This window comes from Streptomyces sp. NPDC088746, from assembly GCF_044751065.1.
Classification (GTDB): Bacteria; Actinomycetota; Actinomycetes; order Streptomycetales; family Streptomycetaceae; genus Streptomyces.
The window spans coordinates 1,018,687-1,034,341 of sequence record NZ_JBIVLA010000002.1; the positions used below are offsets into that span (position 1 = coordinate 1,018,687).

The 15,655-nt window shown below is 70.8% G+C and carries 17 protein-coding genes; 11 read left to right on the forward strand and 6 right to left on the reverse strand.

Annotation, left to right across the window (positions count from 1 at the left end):
• Positions 1–160: 160 nt before the first annotated feature.
• The 4 genes from ACIP63_RS12210 to ACIP63_RS12225 all read left to right on the forward strand — a co-directional run bounded on the left by ACIP63_RS12210 (position 161) and on the right by ACIP63_RS12225 (position 4,143).
• Positions 161–1,564 carry a family 2B encapsulin nanocompartment shell protein gene (locus tag ACIP63_RS12210; protein ID WP_401514082.1) on the forward strand — a complete coding sequence of 468 codons (1,404 nt, stop codon included), beginning with the start codon at positions 161–163 and terminating at the stop codon, positions 1,562–1,564.
• Positions 1,565–1,662: 98 nt separating this feature from the next.
• The gene (locus ACIP63_RS12215; RefSeq protein WP_401514084.1) at positions 1,663–2,706 is read left to right on the forward strand and encodes a family 2 encapsulin nanocompartment cargo protein polyprenyl transferase; all 1,044 of its coding nucleotides are present in this window, start codon (positions 1,663–1,665) and stop codon (positions 2,704–2,706) included.
• A 92-nt stretch (positions 2,707–2,798) separates the two neighbouring features.
• The gene (locus ACIP63_RS12220; RefSeq protein WP_401514086.1) at positions 2,799–3,395 is read left to right on the forward strand and encodes a GNAT family N-acetyltransferase; all 597 of its coding nucleotides are present in this window, start codon (positions 2,799–2,801) and stop codon (positions 3,393–3,395) included.
• A 79-nt stretch (positions 3,396–3,474) separates the two neighbouring features.
• A complete protein-coding gene (locus ACIP63_RS12225; RefSeq protein WP_401514089.1) occupies positions 3,475–4,143 on the forward strand; it encodes a DUF6304 family protein in 669 nt (222 codons plus the stop codon).
• Positions 4,144–4,237: 94 nt separating this feature from the next.
• On the opposite strand, the gene snpA is transcribed toward ACIP63_RS12225, so the two are convergent.
• Positions 4,238–4,912 (reverse strand): snapalysin, encoded by a 675-nt coding sequence (gene snpA, locus ACIP63_RS12230; protein WP_401514092.1) that lies wholly within the window; start codon positions 4,910–4,912, stop codon positions 4,238–4,240.
• 256 nt (positions 4,913–5,168) lie between these two features.
• Between snpA and ACIP63_RS12235 the strand changes: the two genes are divergently transcribed.
• The 4 genes from ACIP63_RS12235 to ACIP63_RS12250 all read left to right on the forward strand — a co-directional run bounded on the left by ACIP63_RS12235 (position 5,169) and on the right by ACIP63_RS12250 (position 8,440).
• Positions 5,169–6,122: a LysR substrate-binding domain-containing protein gene (locus ACIP63_RS12235; RefSeq protein ID WP_401514095.1), complete on the forward strand. Its 954-nt coding sequence runs from the start codon at positions 5,169–5,171 to the stop codon at positions 6,120–6,122.
• A gap of 84 nt (positions 6,123–6,206) precedes the next feature.
• On the forward strand, positions 6,207–7,199 hold the full coding sequence (locus tag ACIP63_RS12240) for an NAD-dependent epimerase/dehydratase family protein (RefSeq protein WP_401515098.1): 993 nt from the start codon (positions 6,207–6,209) through the stop codon (positions 7,197–7,199).
• Between the two features lie 9 nt (positions 7,200–7,208).
• Positions 7,209–7,562, forward strand: a complete 354-nt coding sequence (locus ACIP63_RS12245; protein ID WP_401514098.1) for a DUF952 domain-containing protein — start codon at positions 7,209–7,211, stop codon at positions 7,560–7,562.
• Positions 7,559–8,440 (forward strand): SDR family oxidoreductase, encoded by an 882-nt coding sequence (locus ACIP63_RS12250; RefSeq protein WP_401514100.1) that lies wholly within the window; start codon positions 7,559–7,561, stop codon positions 8,438–8,440. Before ACIP63_RS12245 ends, ACIP63_RS12250 begins: the two co-directional genes overlap by 4 nt.
• Before the next feature lie 104 nt (positions 8,441–8,544).
• Here the strand turns inward: ACIP63_RS12250 and sodN are convergent, their stop codons facing one another.
• Entirely contained in the window at positions 8,545–8,940 is a 396-nt protein-coding gene (gene sodN, locus ACIP63_RS12255; protein ID WP_033298259.1) for a superoxide dismutase, Ni, read from the reverse strand.
• A 179-nt stretch (positions 8,941–9,119) separates the two neighbouring features.
• On the opposite strand from sodN, the gene sodX reads away from it, so the two are divergent.
• Positions 9,120–9,557 carry a nickel-type superoxide dismutase maturation protease gene (sodX, locus tag ACIP63_RS12260; protein ID WP_401514104.1) on the forward strand — a complete coding sequence of 146 codons (438 nt, stop codon included), beginning with the start codon at positions 9,120–9,122 and terminating at the stop codon, positions 9,555–9,557.
• On the opposite strand, the gene ACIP63_RS12265 is transcribed toward sodX, so the two are convergent.
• On the reverse strand, positions 9,461–10,090 hold the full coding sequence (locus tag ACIP63_RS12265; RefSeq protein WP_401514107.1) for a CGNR zinc finger domain-containing protein: 630 nt from the start codon (positions 10,088–10,090) through the stop codon (positions 9,461–9,463). The genes sodX and ACIP63_RS12265 overlap by 97 nt on opposite strands.
• 88 nt (positions 10,091–10,178) lie before the next feature.
• On the opposite strand from ACIP63_RS12265, the gene ACIP63_RS12270 reads away from it, so the two are divergent.
• Positions 10,179–10,940 carry a class I SAM-dependent methyltransferase gene (locus ACIP63_RS12270; RefSeq protein ID WP_401514109.1) on the forward strand — a complete coding sequence of 254 codons (762 nt, stop codon included), beginning with the start codon at positions 10,179–10,181 and terminating at the stop codon, positions 10,938–10,940.
• Between the two features lie 72 nt (positions 10,941–11,012).
• Here the strand turns inward: ACIP63_RS12270 and ACIP63_RS12275 are convergent, their stop codons facing one another.
• From ACIP63_RS12275 to ACIP63_RS12285, 3 genes are read right to left on the reverse strand one after another with little or no spacing between them, the layout of a single operon-like run.
• Positions 11,013–11,774 carry an amino acid ABC transporter ATP-binding protein gene (locus ACIP63_RS12275; protein ID WP_401514113.1) on the reverse strand — a complete coding sequence of 254 codons (762 nt, stop codon included), beginning with the start codon at positions 11,772–11,774 and terminating at the stop codon, positions 11,013–11,015.
• A complete protein-coding gene (locus ACIP63_RS12280) occupies positions 11,771–12,712 on the reverse strand; it encodes an amino acid ABC transporter permease (protein WP_401514115.1) in 942 nt (313 codons plus the stop codon). Before ACIP63_RS12280 ends, ACIP63_RS12275 begins: the two co-directional genes overlap by 4 nt.
• A gap of 29 nt (positions 12,713–12,741) precedes the next feature.
• Positions 12,742–13,701 carry an ABC transporter substrate-binding protein gene (locus ACIP63_RS12285; protein ID WP_401514118.1) on the reverse strand — a complete coding sequence of 320 codons (960 nt, stop codon included), beginning with the start codon at positions 13,699–13,701 and terminating at the stop codon, positions 12,742–12,744.
• A gap of 522 nt (positions 13,702–14,223) precedes the next feature.
• On the opposite strand from ACIP63_RS12285, the gene ACIP63_RS12290 reads away from it, so the two are divergent.
• The gene (locus ACIP63_RS12290) at positions 14,224–15,459 is read left to right on the forward strand and encodes an NADP-dependent malic enzyme (protein WP_401514120.1); all 1,236 of its coding nucleotides are present in this window, start codon (positions 14,224–14,226) and stop codon (positions 15,457–15,459) included.
• Positions 15,460–15,655 lie beyond the last annotated feature (196 nt).

A 15,655-nucleotide genomic window follows, 5' to 3' on the forward strand; every position in this document is an offset into this window, starting at 1 on the left:
CTCGGTATCCGGCGCGGTCCGGGCTGAATGCCTGCGCCTCGGTGTGGGCAACGTTCCCGCCCCAGGCCCGAATAGTCACACTCTTTTGTGTAATAGCGCGCCGTGTCCCCGGCTGGAAGTGTTCTTCTCGCAGGTCAGCCCATGATCGAGAGGATGTCGGATGTCCGTTGGTGAAGAGGTTCGCGACACGCAGCCGCCGCAGCAGAGTCTCGGCACAGCGGCTGCGCGGAACCTCGCGACGACGACCAAGTCCGCCCCGCAGATGCAGGAGATCACCTCGCGGTGGCTGCTGCGCATGCTGCCGTGGGTGCAGGTGCAGGGCGGCACATACCGGGTGAACCGGCGGCTGAGCTACTCCGTCGGAGACGGCAGGGTTACCTTCGTCCAGACAGGCGACCGGGTCACGGTCATCCCCGCCGAGCTCGGCGAACTTCCGGCCCTGCGCGATTTCGGTGACGAGGAGGTGCTGGCCGAGCTGGCGCGCCGGTGCGAACAGCGCGACGTCGCGGCGGGCGAAGTGCTCGTCGCGTCGGGCGAGGCGGCGGACCGGGTCCATCTGCTGGCCCACGGCAAGATCGAGAAGATCGGGGCCGGGCCGTACGGCGACGAGACGGTGCTCGGAGTCCTCGCCGACGGCGCGTACTTCGGCGACCAGGTTCTGCTCGACGGCGACGCCACCTGGCAGTACACGGCCCGTGCCGTGACCGCCTGCACGCTGCTGACCCTTCGCCGGTCGGACGTGCTCAACCTCGCGGCCCGGGCGGACTCGCTCCGCGACCACCTCGCGGGGCTGCTCGCCATCCCGCACCAGCGGACCAACCGCTACGGCGAGGCGGAGATCGACCTGTCCGCGGGACACGTGGGAGAGACCGTCGTCCCGCACACCTTCGTCGACTACGAGTCGGCGCCCCGTGAATACGAGCTGAGCGTCGCCCAGACCGTGCTCAAGGTCCACAGCAGGGTGGCCGACCTCTACAACCAGCCGATGAACCAGACCGAGCAGCAGCTGCGGCTCACGGTCGAGGCGCTGCGCGAGCGCCAGGAACACGAGCTCATCAACAACCGGGAGTTCGGCCTGCTCAACAACTGCGACTACGGGCAGCGTCTCCAGCCGCACGACGGAGCGCCCGGCCCCGACGACATGGACGAACTCCTGTCGCGGAGGCGCGGATCGAAGCTGTTCCTCGCCCACCCGCGCGCCATCGCCGCGTTCGGCCGCGAGTGCAACAGGCGCGGTCTGGTGCCGGAGAGCGTCGAGGTAGGCGGGCACCACGTGCCGGCGTGGCGAGGGGTGCCGATCTTCCCGTGCAACAAGATCCCGGTCACCGACGCCCGCACCACATCGATCATCTGCATGAGGACCGGTGAGGCGGACCAGGGAGTCATCGGGCTCCAGCAGAGCGGCATCCCGGACGAGATCGAACCGAGCCTCTCGGTCCGCTTCATGGGCATCGACGAGCAGGCGATCATCTCGTACCTCGTGACCGCGTACTACTCCGCCGCCGTCCTCGTGCCGGACGCCCTGGGCGTCCTGGAGAACGTGGAGGTGAGCCGCTGGCGGTGACGCTCCCCCCGCGCCCGGGCGGCGGTACCGCCCGGGCGCGGCAGGCCCGAGGCCGCGATCAAGGCGCCCCGTGGCGCCCGGAAGGAGTGACCGTGACCATGACCAGTACGGATGCCGCGATGGAGGGGCACAAGGCCGCCGCGCTCCTGGAGCACACCCGCAACGCCGTCGACCCGCACCTCCGGGCGGCCGTCGAGACGCTGCCCGGGGCGATCCGCCGCGTCGCCATGTATCACTTCGGCTGGCAGAACGCCGACGGGACGCCCGCCTCCGGGCAGGCGGGAAAAGCGATCAGACCGGCGCTCGTCCTGGCCGCCGCCCGTGCGCTGGGAGGGGACCCGGAGGCGGCGATGCGGGCGGCCGTCGCCGTCGAGCTCGCGCACAACTTCACCCTGCTCCACGACGACGTCATCGACGAGGACACCACCCGGCGGCACCGGCCCACGGCCTGGGCGGTGTTCGGTGTGCCGGACGCCGTCATCACGGGTGACGCCATGCTCTCCCTCGCCCTGAGACTGCTGGCGGACGACCCGCATCCCGCATCCGCGCACGCCGCGGTGCGGCTCTCCAGCTGCGTCATCGAGCTCTGCGCGGGACAGCAGGCCGACTGCGCCCTGGAGGACCGCGGCCCCGACGACGTCACGTTGGACGAGTGCCTGACCATGGCCATGGCCAAGACGGGCGCTCTGCTCGGCTGCGCCTGCGCCCTCGGCGCGCTCTATGCCGGGGCGGGGGAGAGGGCGGTCCGGGCCATGGACGGCTTCGGCCGGGAAGCCGGTCTCGCCTTCCAGCTCATCGACGACCTGATCGGCATCTGGGGGGACACGGACCGCACGGGCAAACCGGTCGGGGCGGACCTGACCGCGCACAAGAAGTCCCTTCCGGTGGTCGCGGCGCTCACCTCGGACACCCCGGCCGCCGCCGAGCTCGCCGCGCTCTACCGGGGGGCCATGAACACACCGGGGGAGGTGAGGAGTGCCGCCGACGCGGTCGACCGGGCCGGCGGTCGCGACTGGGCACAGACCGCCGCGGCCGACCGGATGGCCAGAGCGGTCCACCACCTGTCCCGCGCGGTGCCCGCGCCGGCCGGCGCCGGAGACCTGCTCGCCCTGGCCGAGTTCGTCACCCGCAGGACGCACTGAACCAGGCCGCCCGCGACCGGACTTGAGGGTCAACTCTAGGATTCCGTGAGTCAGTTGGGATCAACCACGGGACGAAGGAAGCGGGGCCGGTCATGGGCGTACGAGTACGACGGGCGGACCAGCGGGACAGGGATCAGGTCGTACGGATCCTGGAGGAGGCGTTCCACCACGATCCGGTGAGCAGCTGGGTCTTTCCCGACGAGGAGCACCGGCGCGCGGTGCACGGGAAGTTCCTCGGCGTCTTCGCCGACATCACGCTGGAAGGAGGCCGTGTCGACCTGCTGGAGGACGGCACGGCGACGGCCCTCTGGCTCTCACTGCCGGCGGGTGCGCCGGAGGAGGACGACGACACCCCCGCGCTCATGCGGGAGACCGCTGATCCCGGCAACGAACGGGCCGAGCTGGTGGGGAGGCTGACCGGCGCCGTCCACCCCCACGACCGCGCGCACGCGTACCTGCTGATGATCGGTGTCTCCCCGGAGCGCCAGGGGGAGGGGATCGGCGAGGCGCTGATGAGGGGGGTCCTGGAGCAGTGCGACCGGGACGGGACCCCCGCCTATCTGGAGGCGAGCAGCGAGCGCAGCCGCGGTCTCTACGAGCGGCTCGGCTTCACCTTCATGGGGAGGACCGTCGACCTCCCCGAGGGCCCGCCGATGTGGCCCATGTGGCGTGAACCGCAGGCCGGATGACCGGGGGCCCGTCGCCGGAAGGACGGAAGGGGAGGGTGCCACAGGGCGCGTGCGGGGGCACGGGCTACAGTCCCTGCTCATGACAGATGAGTCGTGGGCAGGCTGGTACCGGGACCGTCATGGTTCCGAGGCCGTCATTCTCACCACGGACGGACAGCAGCTCCGTATTCGCATCCGGGGCACGGACTTCGAGGGCGAGAGCTTCGACGGCCTGGGCCCCGTGGCCGGTGTGCCGGTTCCGGAGGGGCTGTTCGGCCTGGTGGACGGCGTGCTCGACGACTGCGTCCTGGAGTGGGACCTCCCGCTCCCGGTCCTCGTGTCCGGGACGGTCCGCCAGGCGACGCTCAGCTGTCTGCTGTCCCTGCGCAGGGCGGATCCGGATCTGTATCTCGCCCTCCACCTGGACGGGGCGGTCTACGAGTCGAACCGCGCCGAGGGCGACTTCGCGGCCGCGCTGGCCACGGTCCAGCGGATCCTGCCGCCGGGCATGCATCTGCAGACGTGCATAGCCTGTGCCTTCTCCGACTACTTCCCGGCCCCGGTCCGCGGTCTCTCCGGCGGGCTCGCCTGCTTCCGCGGCGCGAAGGACGCCTACCGCGACGTGGTGGGCGGGGACGACGTCGCGGGCCTCTGGGACCGGCGTACGGGATTCGTCCAGGAGATATGGAGCTGCCGGGAGTTCGAACCGCGCCCGGCGCACGGCGCCGGTACGGGCCACCGGGGCGCCTTCCCGCTCGAACTCGCCTGACCCGCCGCCGAAGCAGCGGAGGCCGTGAAGGCCGTGAAGGCCGTGGGGCCGCCCCGCTTCCGCGGAACGGCCCCCGTGCCGGTCGGCCCCGATGTCAGGACGTGGTGCGGGCGAGAGCCGCGAGACCGTTCTGCCAGAGGGAGTTCACCCGCGAGCGCTCCGTGGCGTCCGGGTACGCGTTCGTGCAGGACGTGCCGGGACCGCCGCCCGACATGAGCTCGCTGCACGGCCCGGTGTAGTGGTCCGGAAGCCCCAGCACGTGCCCGGTCTCATGAGCGGTGACCCGGGTCGAGTCGTACTGCTGGTTCTGGGCGTAGTCGAGGAAGATGTAGCCGCTGCCGTGCCCGTCCGTGCTCGCGTACGAACCCCGGGAGTCGTTGCCCTCGCGGTAGTCGAAGTCGGCGTTCGAGCCCTCCTGCAGCTTGACGTTGCTGACCGAGCTGTTCCAGATGCTGGTGCTGCTGGCTATCTGGCTGCGGAAGCTGGGGGCGTTGGCGGCGCTGTAGATCACGGTGACCGCCTGGGCGCCCGGGTTCGCGGCCCGCTTCTCGGCGACCGACTTCATGACGGCGTCGAAGAACGCCTTGTTCGCGGCGGCGTTCTCGCTCGAACCGGCGTACGCGGTGTAGCCGGACTGCGCCGCGGGCACGGCGGCCGCGGACGCGGGGGAGGGAGCGGCGGCGACCGCGGGGGTGGTGCCGAGCGATGCGGCGAGTCCGAGTCCGAGACCGGCTACGGCCGACATGACGGCTGTCCTGGGGTGTCTCATGGGGGGTGTTCTCCTGCCTGTCCGAAGAACCCCGTCCGGAGGCGGACGGGGACCGGGTGGGGGGTACGGCAAGAGTGTCGGGGCAGCCGGGCCCGCAGCGGATGATGTCAACCGGCGATAGCACCGCCCTATCCCCCGGACAGGGAGCACACAGAATCAGCACGTGCCGGTCGCCCCGACACCCCCTGAATCGGCCCGGTTGGTGGCGGTTGGGGCATCTGGTGCTCGACGTACGAACAGCCATACCCTCGCCGTCATGGAGCTCGAGGTGAGGCACCTCAGGGCGCTCTGCGCCATCGCCGACACAGGCAGCCTGCACCAGGCCGCACGGCAGCTGGGCGTCAGCCAGCCCTCGTTGACCACCCAGCTCCAGCGGATCGAGAAGACCTTGGGCGCGGAGCTGTTCCGCCGCGGGAGAACCGGCTGCCGGCCGACCCTCCTGGGACGTTCGGTCCTCAGCCGCGCCCGCCCTCTGGTGGACGGCATGTCCGCCCTGGTCGGCGCCGCGACGGCGGAGGCCGCGGCCGCGCGGGCCGGTGGCCCCGGTCTGCGGATCGGATCCACCGCGAGCCGGGTCATCGGCGGCTGGCTGCGCGGACTGCGGGTGCGGCTGCCGGGCACCGACATCTCGCTCCGCGTCGACGTGTCGGCCCGGGCACTGCTCGGAGCGGTGGCTGCAGGCCGGCTCGACGTGGCCTTCGTGCACGAGGTGGAGGGCTGCCCGCTCGCCGTTCCTGACGGACTGGTCCAGCGCGTACTCCTGGAGCGCGAACCGCAGTTCATCTCCCTGGCCCGGGACCATCCGGCAGCCGGACGGCCGGTGGTGGATCTCGACGACCTGGCGGGCGACCGGTGGATGGTCGACCCGTCGGTGGACGGTGAGTGGGACGGTGTGCGCCGGGTCCTCGGCGCCGCGGGTCTCGACCCGCCCGTCCTGCACGGCGACTACCTCACCGCCGCCTCCCTCGTCGTCCTCGGCGAGGCGGTCGCTCCCTGCCAGCCGACCTCCGGCCCTCGCGAGGACATGGCGATCCGCCCCCTGCGCGGTGACCCGCTGGCGGTCCGTCTGCTGCTGGTCTCGCGGCCGGGCGCGGACATCGACGCCGTGTACGAGGAGCTGGAGGCGGCCTACCGCGACGCGGCACGCAGGGCCGAGGAGTACCACCGGTGGCTGCTGCGCCACCGCAGCCCCCTCGCGCACATGTCCTGAACCGGGGAGTTCCCCGTTCTGCCGACAGCGACGTCCCGTTTCCTCCGGTCCTCCGGCTGGCACGATCACCTCATGAAGCTCTTGATGCTGGGCGGCACGGAATTCGTGGGACGCGCCGTCACCGTCGCCGCCCTCGAACGCGGTTGGGAGGTCACCGTCCTCCACCGCGGCCGTCACGCGGCGCCCGCCGGTGCCCGGACCCTGACGGGTGACCGGACGACGGGCGAGGCGGGCCTCGCCGCACTCGCCGACGGCGCCTGGGACCTCGTGGTCGACACCTGGAGCGGCGCCCCGTCCGCCGTGCGGGACGCCGCCCGCCTGCTGTCCGACAGGGCCGGCCACTTCACGTACGTCTCCAGCAGGTCCGTCCACGCCTACCCCGCCCCGGCCGGGCTGACGGAGGACGGGCCGCTGGTGGACGGGGCGTCCCCGGACGCCGGAGCTGACGTCCCGTACGCCCTGGCCAAACGCGGCGGGGAGCTCGCGGCGCTCGACGCCTTCGGCGACCGGGCGCTGCTCGCCAGGGCCGGGCTGATCCTCGGCCCCGGGGAGAACATCGGCCGTCTGCCGTGGTGGCTCACGCGGACGGCCCGGGGCGGAGAGGTCGTCGCGCCGGGGCCGCCGGACGCCGCGCTCCAGTACATCGACGCCCGCGATCTGGCCGACTGGCTGCTGGACGCCGCCGCGGAGGGCCTGTCCGGGGCATACAACACCGTGAGCCACCCGGGGCACACGACCATGGGCGAGCTCCTGGACACCTGCGTCCGCGTGACCGGCTCCCGCGCCCGACTGCGCTGGACCGACCCGGGGGTGCTCCTCGCGGCGGGCGTGGAGCCATGGACGGACCTGCCGGTCTGGCTTCCCGCCGGAGAGCTCTACGACACCCTGCACCAGGGGGACGTGGCCAAGGCGCACGCCGCCGGCCTGCGCTGCAGACCCGTCGGCGAGACCGTCGCCGACACGTGGGCCTGGCTGCGCGAGCTCGGAGGAACCGCCCCGCACCGGCCGGACCGGCCCGCCGTCGGCCTCGACGCGCGAACGGAGGCGAAGCTCCTGGCCGCGCCCGGCAGCCCTTAGCGTGAGCCCATGACCGAACAGCTGCTGCACCTCACGGAAGAGCCCCTGTGGGAGGCCGCCCGCACAGCGGGGACGTACGAGATGTCCACCCGGGGCCGCACCCTGCGGGAGGAAGGATTCATCCACTGCTCGCTGCCCCATCAGCTCCCCGCCGTGGCCCGGGCGTTGTACGGATCCGAGGACGACGGTCTGGTGGTCCTGGTCATCGACACCGGCCGGCTCCCCGCGCCCGTCCGCTACGAGGCCGTGGAGCCCGGTGGCGAGGAGTTCCCGCACATCTACGGACCGCTGCCGGCGAGCGCGGTCGTGGAGGTGCGCCGCTGGGCAGGGCCCCCGACGGCGGAGGACGGTGAGGCGGGATGATCAGCCCTCTCGTAGCGGTGACCGGCGCGACCGGGGCCGTCGGTGGCCGCGTCGCCGCCCGGCTGGCCCGGACCGGCGTCCCCGTGCGCCTCCTCGGCCGGGACCCCTCACGGCTGCCCCGGCTGCCCGGCACGGTCACCGCGCCCGCCGCCGCGTACGGCGACGGCGAGGCGATGCGCCGCGCGCTCGACGGTGCGCACACCCTGTTCCTCGTCTCGGCCCACGAGAGTCCCGGCCGGGTCCCGGAGCACACCACCGCGGTGGACGCGGCCCTCGCCGCGGGCGTCGAACGCATCGTGTACGTGTCGTTCCTCGGAGCGGCACCGGACGCGACGTTCACGTTCGCGCGCGACCACTGGCACACCGAGGCGCACATCCGGATGACCGGAGTGCGCCACACGTTCCTGCGGGACAGCTGGTATCTGGCGGCGATCCCCGCGATGACGGGCGCCGACGGGGTCCTGCGCGGTCCCGGCGGCGAGGGGCGGGTGTCGGCGGTCGCGCACGACGACATCGCGGACTCGGCCTCAGCCGTCCTGCTGGACGAGGGGACCACCCACGACGGCGCGACGTACGACCTCACGGGCCCCGAGGCGTTCACCCTGGCGGAGGCGGCCGGCGAGCTGAGCCGGCGTACCGGCCGCACCATCCGGTACGTGGCGGAGACCAGGGAGGAGGCCTACGCCTCCCGCGCCCACCACGGAGCCCCGGAGTGGGAAGTGGCCGGCTGGGTCACGTCGTACGAGGCGATCGCGGCGGGTGAGCTGGAGACCGTCTCGGACGCCGTCCCCACGCTCACGGGCCGGCCCGCCCAGAACCTGGCGGCCTACCTCCGGGAGAACCCGGACAGCTACAGCCACCTCCTGCCGGGTTCCTGACCCGGCTCGCGCCGACAACGACCGCACCCGGCCCGCCCCACCCTCGGAGGGGAAGCGGCGGACCGGGTGCGGTCGTTGTCGGCCTCGCGGAAGAGGACCGCAGGTCAGGCCTTCTTGGTCTCCCAGAAGATCTTGTCGATCTGGGCGATCAGGTCCAGAGCCTTCTGGCCCGTGGCCGGGTCGTTCGAGCCCTTGGCCGCGGAGAGCGCCTTCAGGGTGTCGTTGACCAGCTGGTGCAGCTCCGGGTACTTCTCGAAGTGCGGGGGCTTGAAGTAGTCGCTCCAGAGCACCGAGACGTGGTGCTTCGCGAGCTCGGCACGCTGTTCCTTGATCAGAACGGCGCGCGTGCGGAAGTCCGCGTCCTCATTGGCCTGGTACTTCTCCTGGACGGCCTTGACGGACTCCGCCTCGATGCGGGCCTGGGCCGGGTCGTACACGCCGCAGGGCAGGTCGCAGTGGGCGCTGACCTTCACCTTGGGGGCAAACAGGCGGGAAAGCATGGAGCTGTCCTTCCTCGTGATCGTCTTCTCAGGTGGGACATTACTCCGTAGGGAGCCTGTTTTTGCGGCTGCCCCCTAGGGCTTAGGCCAAAAGTCCGGGGTGAGGATGAGACCGGCGGCCGAAACACGGAGCGGTGCGCGCTGCCGTGTGGTGGAGGATGGACCGGGAGGTGCCACAGATGCCGGAACCGGCACAGGAACCATGGAGCGGGCGGACGGCGCGTAAGCCGTTCCAGGTGGTGGAGGTGACGGGGCCGTCGATGGTGCCCACGCTCTACCACGGCGACCGGCTGCTCGTGCAGCGCGGGGCGCCGGTGCGCCCGGGGGACGTGGTGATCCTGCGTCACCCGCTGCAGCAGGACCTGCTGGTCGTCAAGCGGGCCACCGAGCGGCGCGGCAGCGGCTGGTGGGTGCTGGGCGACAACTCGTACGCGGGCGGCGACAGCACGGACTACGGGGCGGTGCCCGAAGAGCTCGTACTGGCCCGCGTCCGGGCCCGCTACCGGCCGCTGAGGAAGGATCAGCGGTCGGTGCTCGGGCTGCTGGGCTGGGCGGTCTCCGCGGTGCGCCGGGTCTCGCCCGAGCGGTCCGCCTCCAGCCGCTTGCGGGCCCGGTAGGCCGCCACGTTGGCGCGGGTGGCGCAGCGGTCGGAGCAGTAGCGCCGGGAGCGGTTGGTCGAGGTGTCGAGGTAGGCGTTGCGGCACGGGGCCGCCTCGCAGAGGCCGAGCCGGTCCACGCCGTGCGTGGTGAGGTGGAAGGCGAGGCCCATCGCCGCGATGGCGGCGAAGCCGGCCGTCGCGTTCGACGGGTGATCGGCCAGGTGCATGTGCCAGTCCGGCTTGCCGTCCTCGTCACGGGTGTCGTGGCCGGAGATCTGCGGGTTGACCGGGAACTCCAGCAGCAGTGAGTTGAGCAGATCGACCGCGAGCGTCTCGTCGCCGCCGTCGGCCGCCTCGAACACCGCGCGCAGCCGGGCCCGCACGGAGCGGAAGCGCGTCACATCGGCGTCCGTGGCACGCCGGGCGGCCTGGGCGCTGGGGCCGAACAGCTCGCGGATGCAGTCGACGGTGGTGAGGGAGTCCTTGTTACGGGCCGGCTCCTCGGTGTTGACCAGACGCACGGCGTAATCCGAGTAATAGGCCAGTTCCACTTGTAGTCCTTACGGCGTCGGTCTATGGTCGCTGTGTCGACCAGTGTAATGGTCGGGGGCGAACACTGAGTATTACGTGGAGGATGGGATGGCGGAGACCGCTGCGGGCACCGACTGGCAGTCCTGGCAGGCGAGCTGGGACCGGCAGCAGGAGTGGTACATGCCGGACCGCGAGGAGCGGTTCCGGGTGATGCTGGACATGGTCGAGGCCGTCGTGGGGCCCGGACCCAGAGTGCTCGACCTGGCGTGCGGTACGGGCAGTATTACGGACCGGCTCCTCAAGCGGTTCCCCGAGGCCACCAGCACCGGTGTCGATCTCGATCCCGCGCTGCTCGCCATCGCGCGTGGGACCTTCGAGGGGGACGACCGGGTCACCTTCGTGACCGCCGACCTGAAGGACGCCGGCTGGACCGAGCGGCTTCCGCACACGTCGTACGACGCCGTGCTCACCGCCACCGCCCTGCACTGGCTGCACAGCGAGCCCCTCGCCGCCCTGTACGGGCAGATCGGCGGACTTGTCAGGGACGGCGGGGTCTTCATGAACGCCGACCACATGATCGACACCGACACCCCCCGCATCAACGCCGCCGAACGTGCCCACCGGCACGCGGCCATGGACCGGGCCAAGGCCGAGGGGGCCGTGGACTGGCGCGAGTGGTGGGCCCTGATGGCGAAGGACCCGGTCCTCGCGGGACCCACCGCCGAGCGGTTCGAGATCTACGGCGAGCACGCCGACGGCGACATGCCCTCCGTCCACTGGCACGCCCGCACCCTCCGGGAGGCCGGCTTCGGCGAGGCACGCGCGGTCTGGGCCTCGCCGTCGGACAGCCTGGTCCTCGCCGTGAAGTAGGGCGCGCACGAACGGGAACGAGGGGCGGCCGGAGCCGCCCCTCGTTCCCGTTTCGCAAGGCCTGCGACGGTGCTACAGCACCTTCGACAGGAAGGACTTCGTCCGGTCGTGCTGCGGGTTCGTCAGGACGTCGCGCGGGTGGCCGGACTCGACCACGACGCCGTCGTCCATGAAGACCAGCGCGTCGCCGACCTCGCGGGCGAATCCCATCTCGTGCGTGACGACGATCATCGTCATGCCGTCCTCGGCCAGGCCGCGCATGACGTCCAGCACGTCCCCGACCAGCTCGGGGTCGAGCGCCGACGTCGGCTCGTCGAAGAGCATCAGCTTCGGCTCCATGGCCAGGGCGCGGGCGATGGCCACCCGCTGCTGCTGTCCGCCGGAGAGCTGGGACGGGTAGTTCTTCGCCTTGTCGGACAGCCCGACCCGGTCCAGCAGCCGCTCCGCACGGGCTCGGGCGACGGCCTTGGCCTCGCCCTTGACCTGGATCGGCGCCTCCATGACGTTCTCGATGGCCGTCATGTGCGGGAAGAGGTTGAAGCGCTGGAAGACCATGCCGATGTCCCGGCGCTTCAGAGCGACTTCGCTGTCCTTGAGCTCGTAGAGCTTGTCGCCCTTCTGGCGGTAACCGACCAGGTCGCCGTCGACGTACAGCCGCCCGGCGTTGACCTTCTCCAGGTGGTTGATGCACCGCAGGAACGTCGACTTGCCGGAGCCGGACGGGCCGATCAGGCAGAAGACCTCACGCGGGGCGACCTCCAGGTCGATGCCCTTGAGGATGTGCGCGGGGCCGAAGGACTTGTGCACGCCTTCGGCCTTCACCATGGCGCTCATGCGGCGCCTCCCTTCGGGCGGCCCAGCGAGAGCATGTTGGCCCTGATCCTCTGGAACGGGGTGTCCGGCAGGCTGCGGCTGGAGCCGCGCGCGTAGTACCGCTCCAGGTAGTACTGGCCGATGCTGAGCATCGAGGTGAGGATCATGTACCAGGCCGCGGCCAGGAACAGCATCTCCACGGTGGCGCCGGAGGTCTGCGAGACGTTCTGGGTCGAACGCAGCAGTTCCGTGTACTGGACGGCGACCGCCAGGGACGAGGTCTTCAGCATGTTGATGACCTCGTTGCCCGTGGGCGGGACGATGACGCGCATCGCCTGCGGTACGACGATCCGGCGCAGCGTCTTCCCGTGGCTCATGCCCAGGGCGTGCGCCGCCTCCGTCTGGCCCTCGTCGACCGACTGGAGGCCGGCCCTGCAGATCTCCGCCATGTACGCGGCCTCGTTGAGCCCGAGGCCGAGCAGCGCGCAGAGGAACGGCGTCATGAAGGACGACCACTCGTCCTTGTAGATCGGCCCGAGGTTGATGTACTCGAAGACGATGCCGAGGTTGAACCAGACCAGCAGCTGTACGTAGACCGGGGTCCCGCGGAAGAACCAGATGTAACCCCAGGCTATGGACGTCGTGACCGGGTTCTTGGAGAGCCGCATCACGGCGAGTACGATGCCCAGCACGACACCGATGATCATCGAGAGGACCGTGATGATGACGGTGTTCTTGACCCCTTCGAGGATCTGGTCGTCGAAGAAGTAGTCCGGGATCGCGTTCCAGTTGATGTCGCCCTGGGCGAACGCGTAGACGAGCGAGGCCAGCAGGCCGAGCGCGACGACCGCGGAGATGTACCGGCCGTAGTGACGTACCGGGATGGCCTTGATCGCCTCCGGCCCCGCCGACGGGGTGGGCGGGGTGTCCGCCGGGTCCGCCTTCTTGATGTCAGTCACAGATGTTGCCTTTCAGCGCCGGTCTCCGGTCAGGACCCGCCGTTGATCTTCGCCTCGGTGACCGCGCCTGCCTGGACGCCCCACTTGTCGATGATCTTCCCGTACTCGCCGTTCTTGATGACCGCGTTCAGGGCCGCCTCGATGGCCTTGGTGAGCTCGTCGTTGCCCTTGGCCACGGCGATGCCGTACGGAGCCGCCTCGACCTGCTCGCCGACCAGCTGGAAGTCCTTGCCGCCGCCCGAGGTCTTCACCGCGTACGCGGCGACCGGGAAGTCGGAGGAGCCCGCGTCGGCGCCGCCGCCGCGCAGCCGGGTCTGGGCCTCCAGGTCGTTGTCGAACGCCTGGACGGCGATCTTGCCCTTGCTGCCGCACTTGGCGCTCTCGGCCTTGGCGAGGTCGTGGGAGACCGTGCCCCGCTGCACGACCAGCTTCTTGCCGCAGAGGTCCGACCAGGTGCTGATGCCCTTGTCGTCGCCCTTCTTGGTGTAGATCGAGACACCGGCGGTGAAGTAGTCGATGAAGTCGACGCCCTCGCCGACCTTCTTCTTCGTCTCGGAGTCGACGCCCTCCTGGCGGTCCTTCGTGTCGGTCATGGCCGACATCGCGAGGTCGTAGCGCTTCGAGCGCAGGCCCGTGAGCAGCGTGTCGAAGGTGCCGTTCTCGAAGACGAACTTCACGCCGAGCTGCTTGCCGAGGGCGTCCCCGAGGTCGGGGTCGATTCCGACCGTCTTGCCGGACTCGTCCTTGAACTCGACCGGCGGGTAGGCGATGTCGGAGCCGACCTTGATCTCGCCCTTGTCCTTGATGGACTGGGGGAGCAGGTCGGCGAGCGGCGCCTTCTCGGCGGAGGCCGCGCCCGACTCCTTCTTGCTCGCGCTGTCGGTCTGGTCGCCACAGGCGGTCAGCAGCAGGGTGCCGGCGACCGCGACTGCGCAGACCGCGGCAATCCGGGACTTCGCGGTCGTACGACAGAGGGTGCTTGCGGTCATGATCGGAATCCTCCGGCAGTGAGGGGATGCTGGTGGGGTGGGTACGCACGCACCTTCGAGTGCCGCCACCTCGTGTGATTAGGGCATCTTGCCATTCGGACTCACCCAATCAGGGGGCCGGTCATGTCAAAATCGGGTAACGGGCGACCCCCGAACCTCAACGGGCCGATACGGCAAGGCCGGACCATCTGCTGGAAAGTGCGTGCCCCTCCGGAGAATCTCCGGTGCGTCTCGACCTACGGACGGCCTTTGTGGGCCTTAGTGGACTTGTCCAGATATTCGGCTATGAGTCATGTCACCGAGTCGATACCGACTCGTAAGAGGCCCGGTCCGTCCGGTAAGAAAGACCTTTACACCCCTCATCCGGGGCTCAGGGCGCGTGTGCGGCGCGCCCGCGCGTATGTGTCTCCCCTGCCGGAGCGGTCCAACCGCTCAGCGCCGGGAACGTACGCGGTGCCCGCCCACCCCTCCTCAACCAGGAGTGGCCACCCTCAACTGATGAAGACTTAAGGGGTCAACACAATGGCAGCGGAGATCGTCAATCCTCGCAGCGACAGCAAGACACACGGCGAGGCCGGTGCGGCAGGGCTCAGCAGTGCGGACGAGCCCTTCGATCCGGCCTTCGCCCTCCACCGCGGTGGGAAGATGGCCGTGCAGGCCACCGTCCCGATCCGCGACAAGGACGACCTGTCCCTCGCGTACACGCCCGGCGTCGCGAAGGTGTGCAGCGCCATCGCCGACAATCCCGAGCTCGTCCACGACTACACGTGGAAGTCGCAGGTCGTGGCCGTCGTGACGGACGGCACGGCCGTCCTGGGCCTGGGGGACATCGGTCCCGAGGCCTCCCTCCCGGTGATGGAGGGCAAGGCGATCCTCTTCAAGCAGTTCGGCGGGGTCGACGCGGTGCCGATCGCGCTCGCCACGACCGACGCGGACGAGATCGTCGACACCGTCGTGCGCCTCGCGCCCTCCTTCGGCGGGGTGAACCTGGAGGACATCTCGGCGCCTCGGTGCTTCGAGATCGAGCGCAAGCTCCAGGAGCGTCTGGACATCCCGGTCTTCCACGACGACCAGCACGGCACCGCCGTGGTGACCCTCGCGGCTCTGCGTAACGCGGCGAAGCTGTCCGGCCGGACGCTCGGTGATCTGCGCGCCGTCATCTCCGGCGCCGGCGCGGCGGGTGTCGCCATCGCGAAGTTCCTGCTGGAAGCGGGCATCGGCGATGTCGCCGTGGCCGACCGCAAGGGCATCGTCAGCGCCGACCGTGACGACCTCACGGACGTCAAGCGCGAGCTGGCGGGGCTCACGAACCGCGCCGGCATCACCGGCTCCCTGGAGACGGCCCTGGCCGGCGCCGACGTCTTCATCGGGGTCTCCGGCGGTACGGTCCCCGAGCCGGCCGTGGCCTCGATGGCACCCGGCGCGTTCGTGTTCGCCATGGCCAACCCGGACCCCGAGGTCCACCCCGACGTCGCGCACAAGTACGCGGCCGTGGTGGCCACCGGGCGGTCGGACTACCCGAACCAGATCAACAACGTGCTGGCGTTCCCCGGGATCTTCGCGGGAGCCCTGCAGGTGCGTGCCTCCCGGATCACCGAAGGCATGAAGATCGCCGCGGCGAACGCCCTGGCGGACGTCGTCGGTGACGAGCTGGCCGCGGACTACGTGATTCCGTCGCCGTTCGACGAGCGGGTCGCCCCCGCCGTCACCGCAGCGGTGGCCGCGGCCGCCCGCGCGGAGGGCGTCGCGCGCCGCTGACGCGTGCGGGGCGGGGGTGGGGTGCGGGGTCCGCCGGGGCGGGGCCTGTTCCCCGCCCCCTTCCGTTCCCGGAACCGGGGCTCCGCCCCGGCCTCCGGCCATCGAGCGCCGGGCGGGCTGGGTTCTGCCCAGGCTCGCCTGCGACGCGGCGCGTGTCACACTCTCGGACGGTTACGTCACGACGCGTCACGGCCTA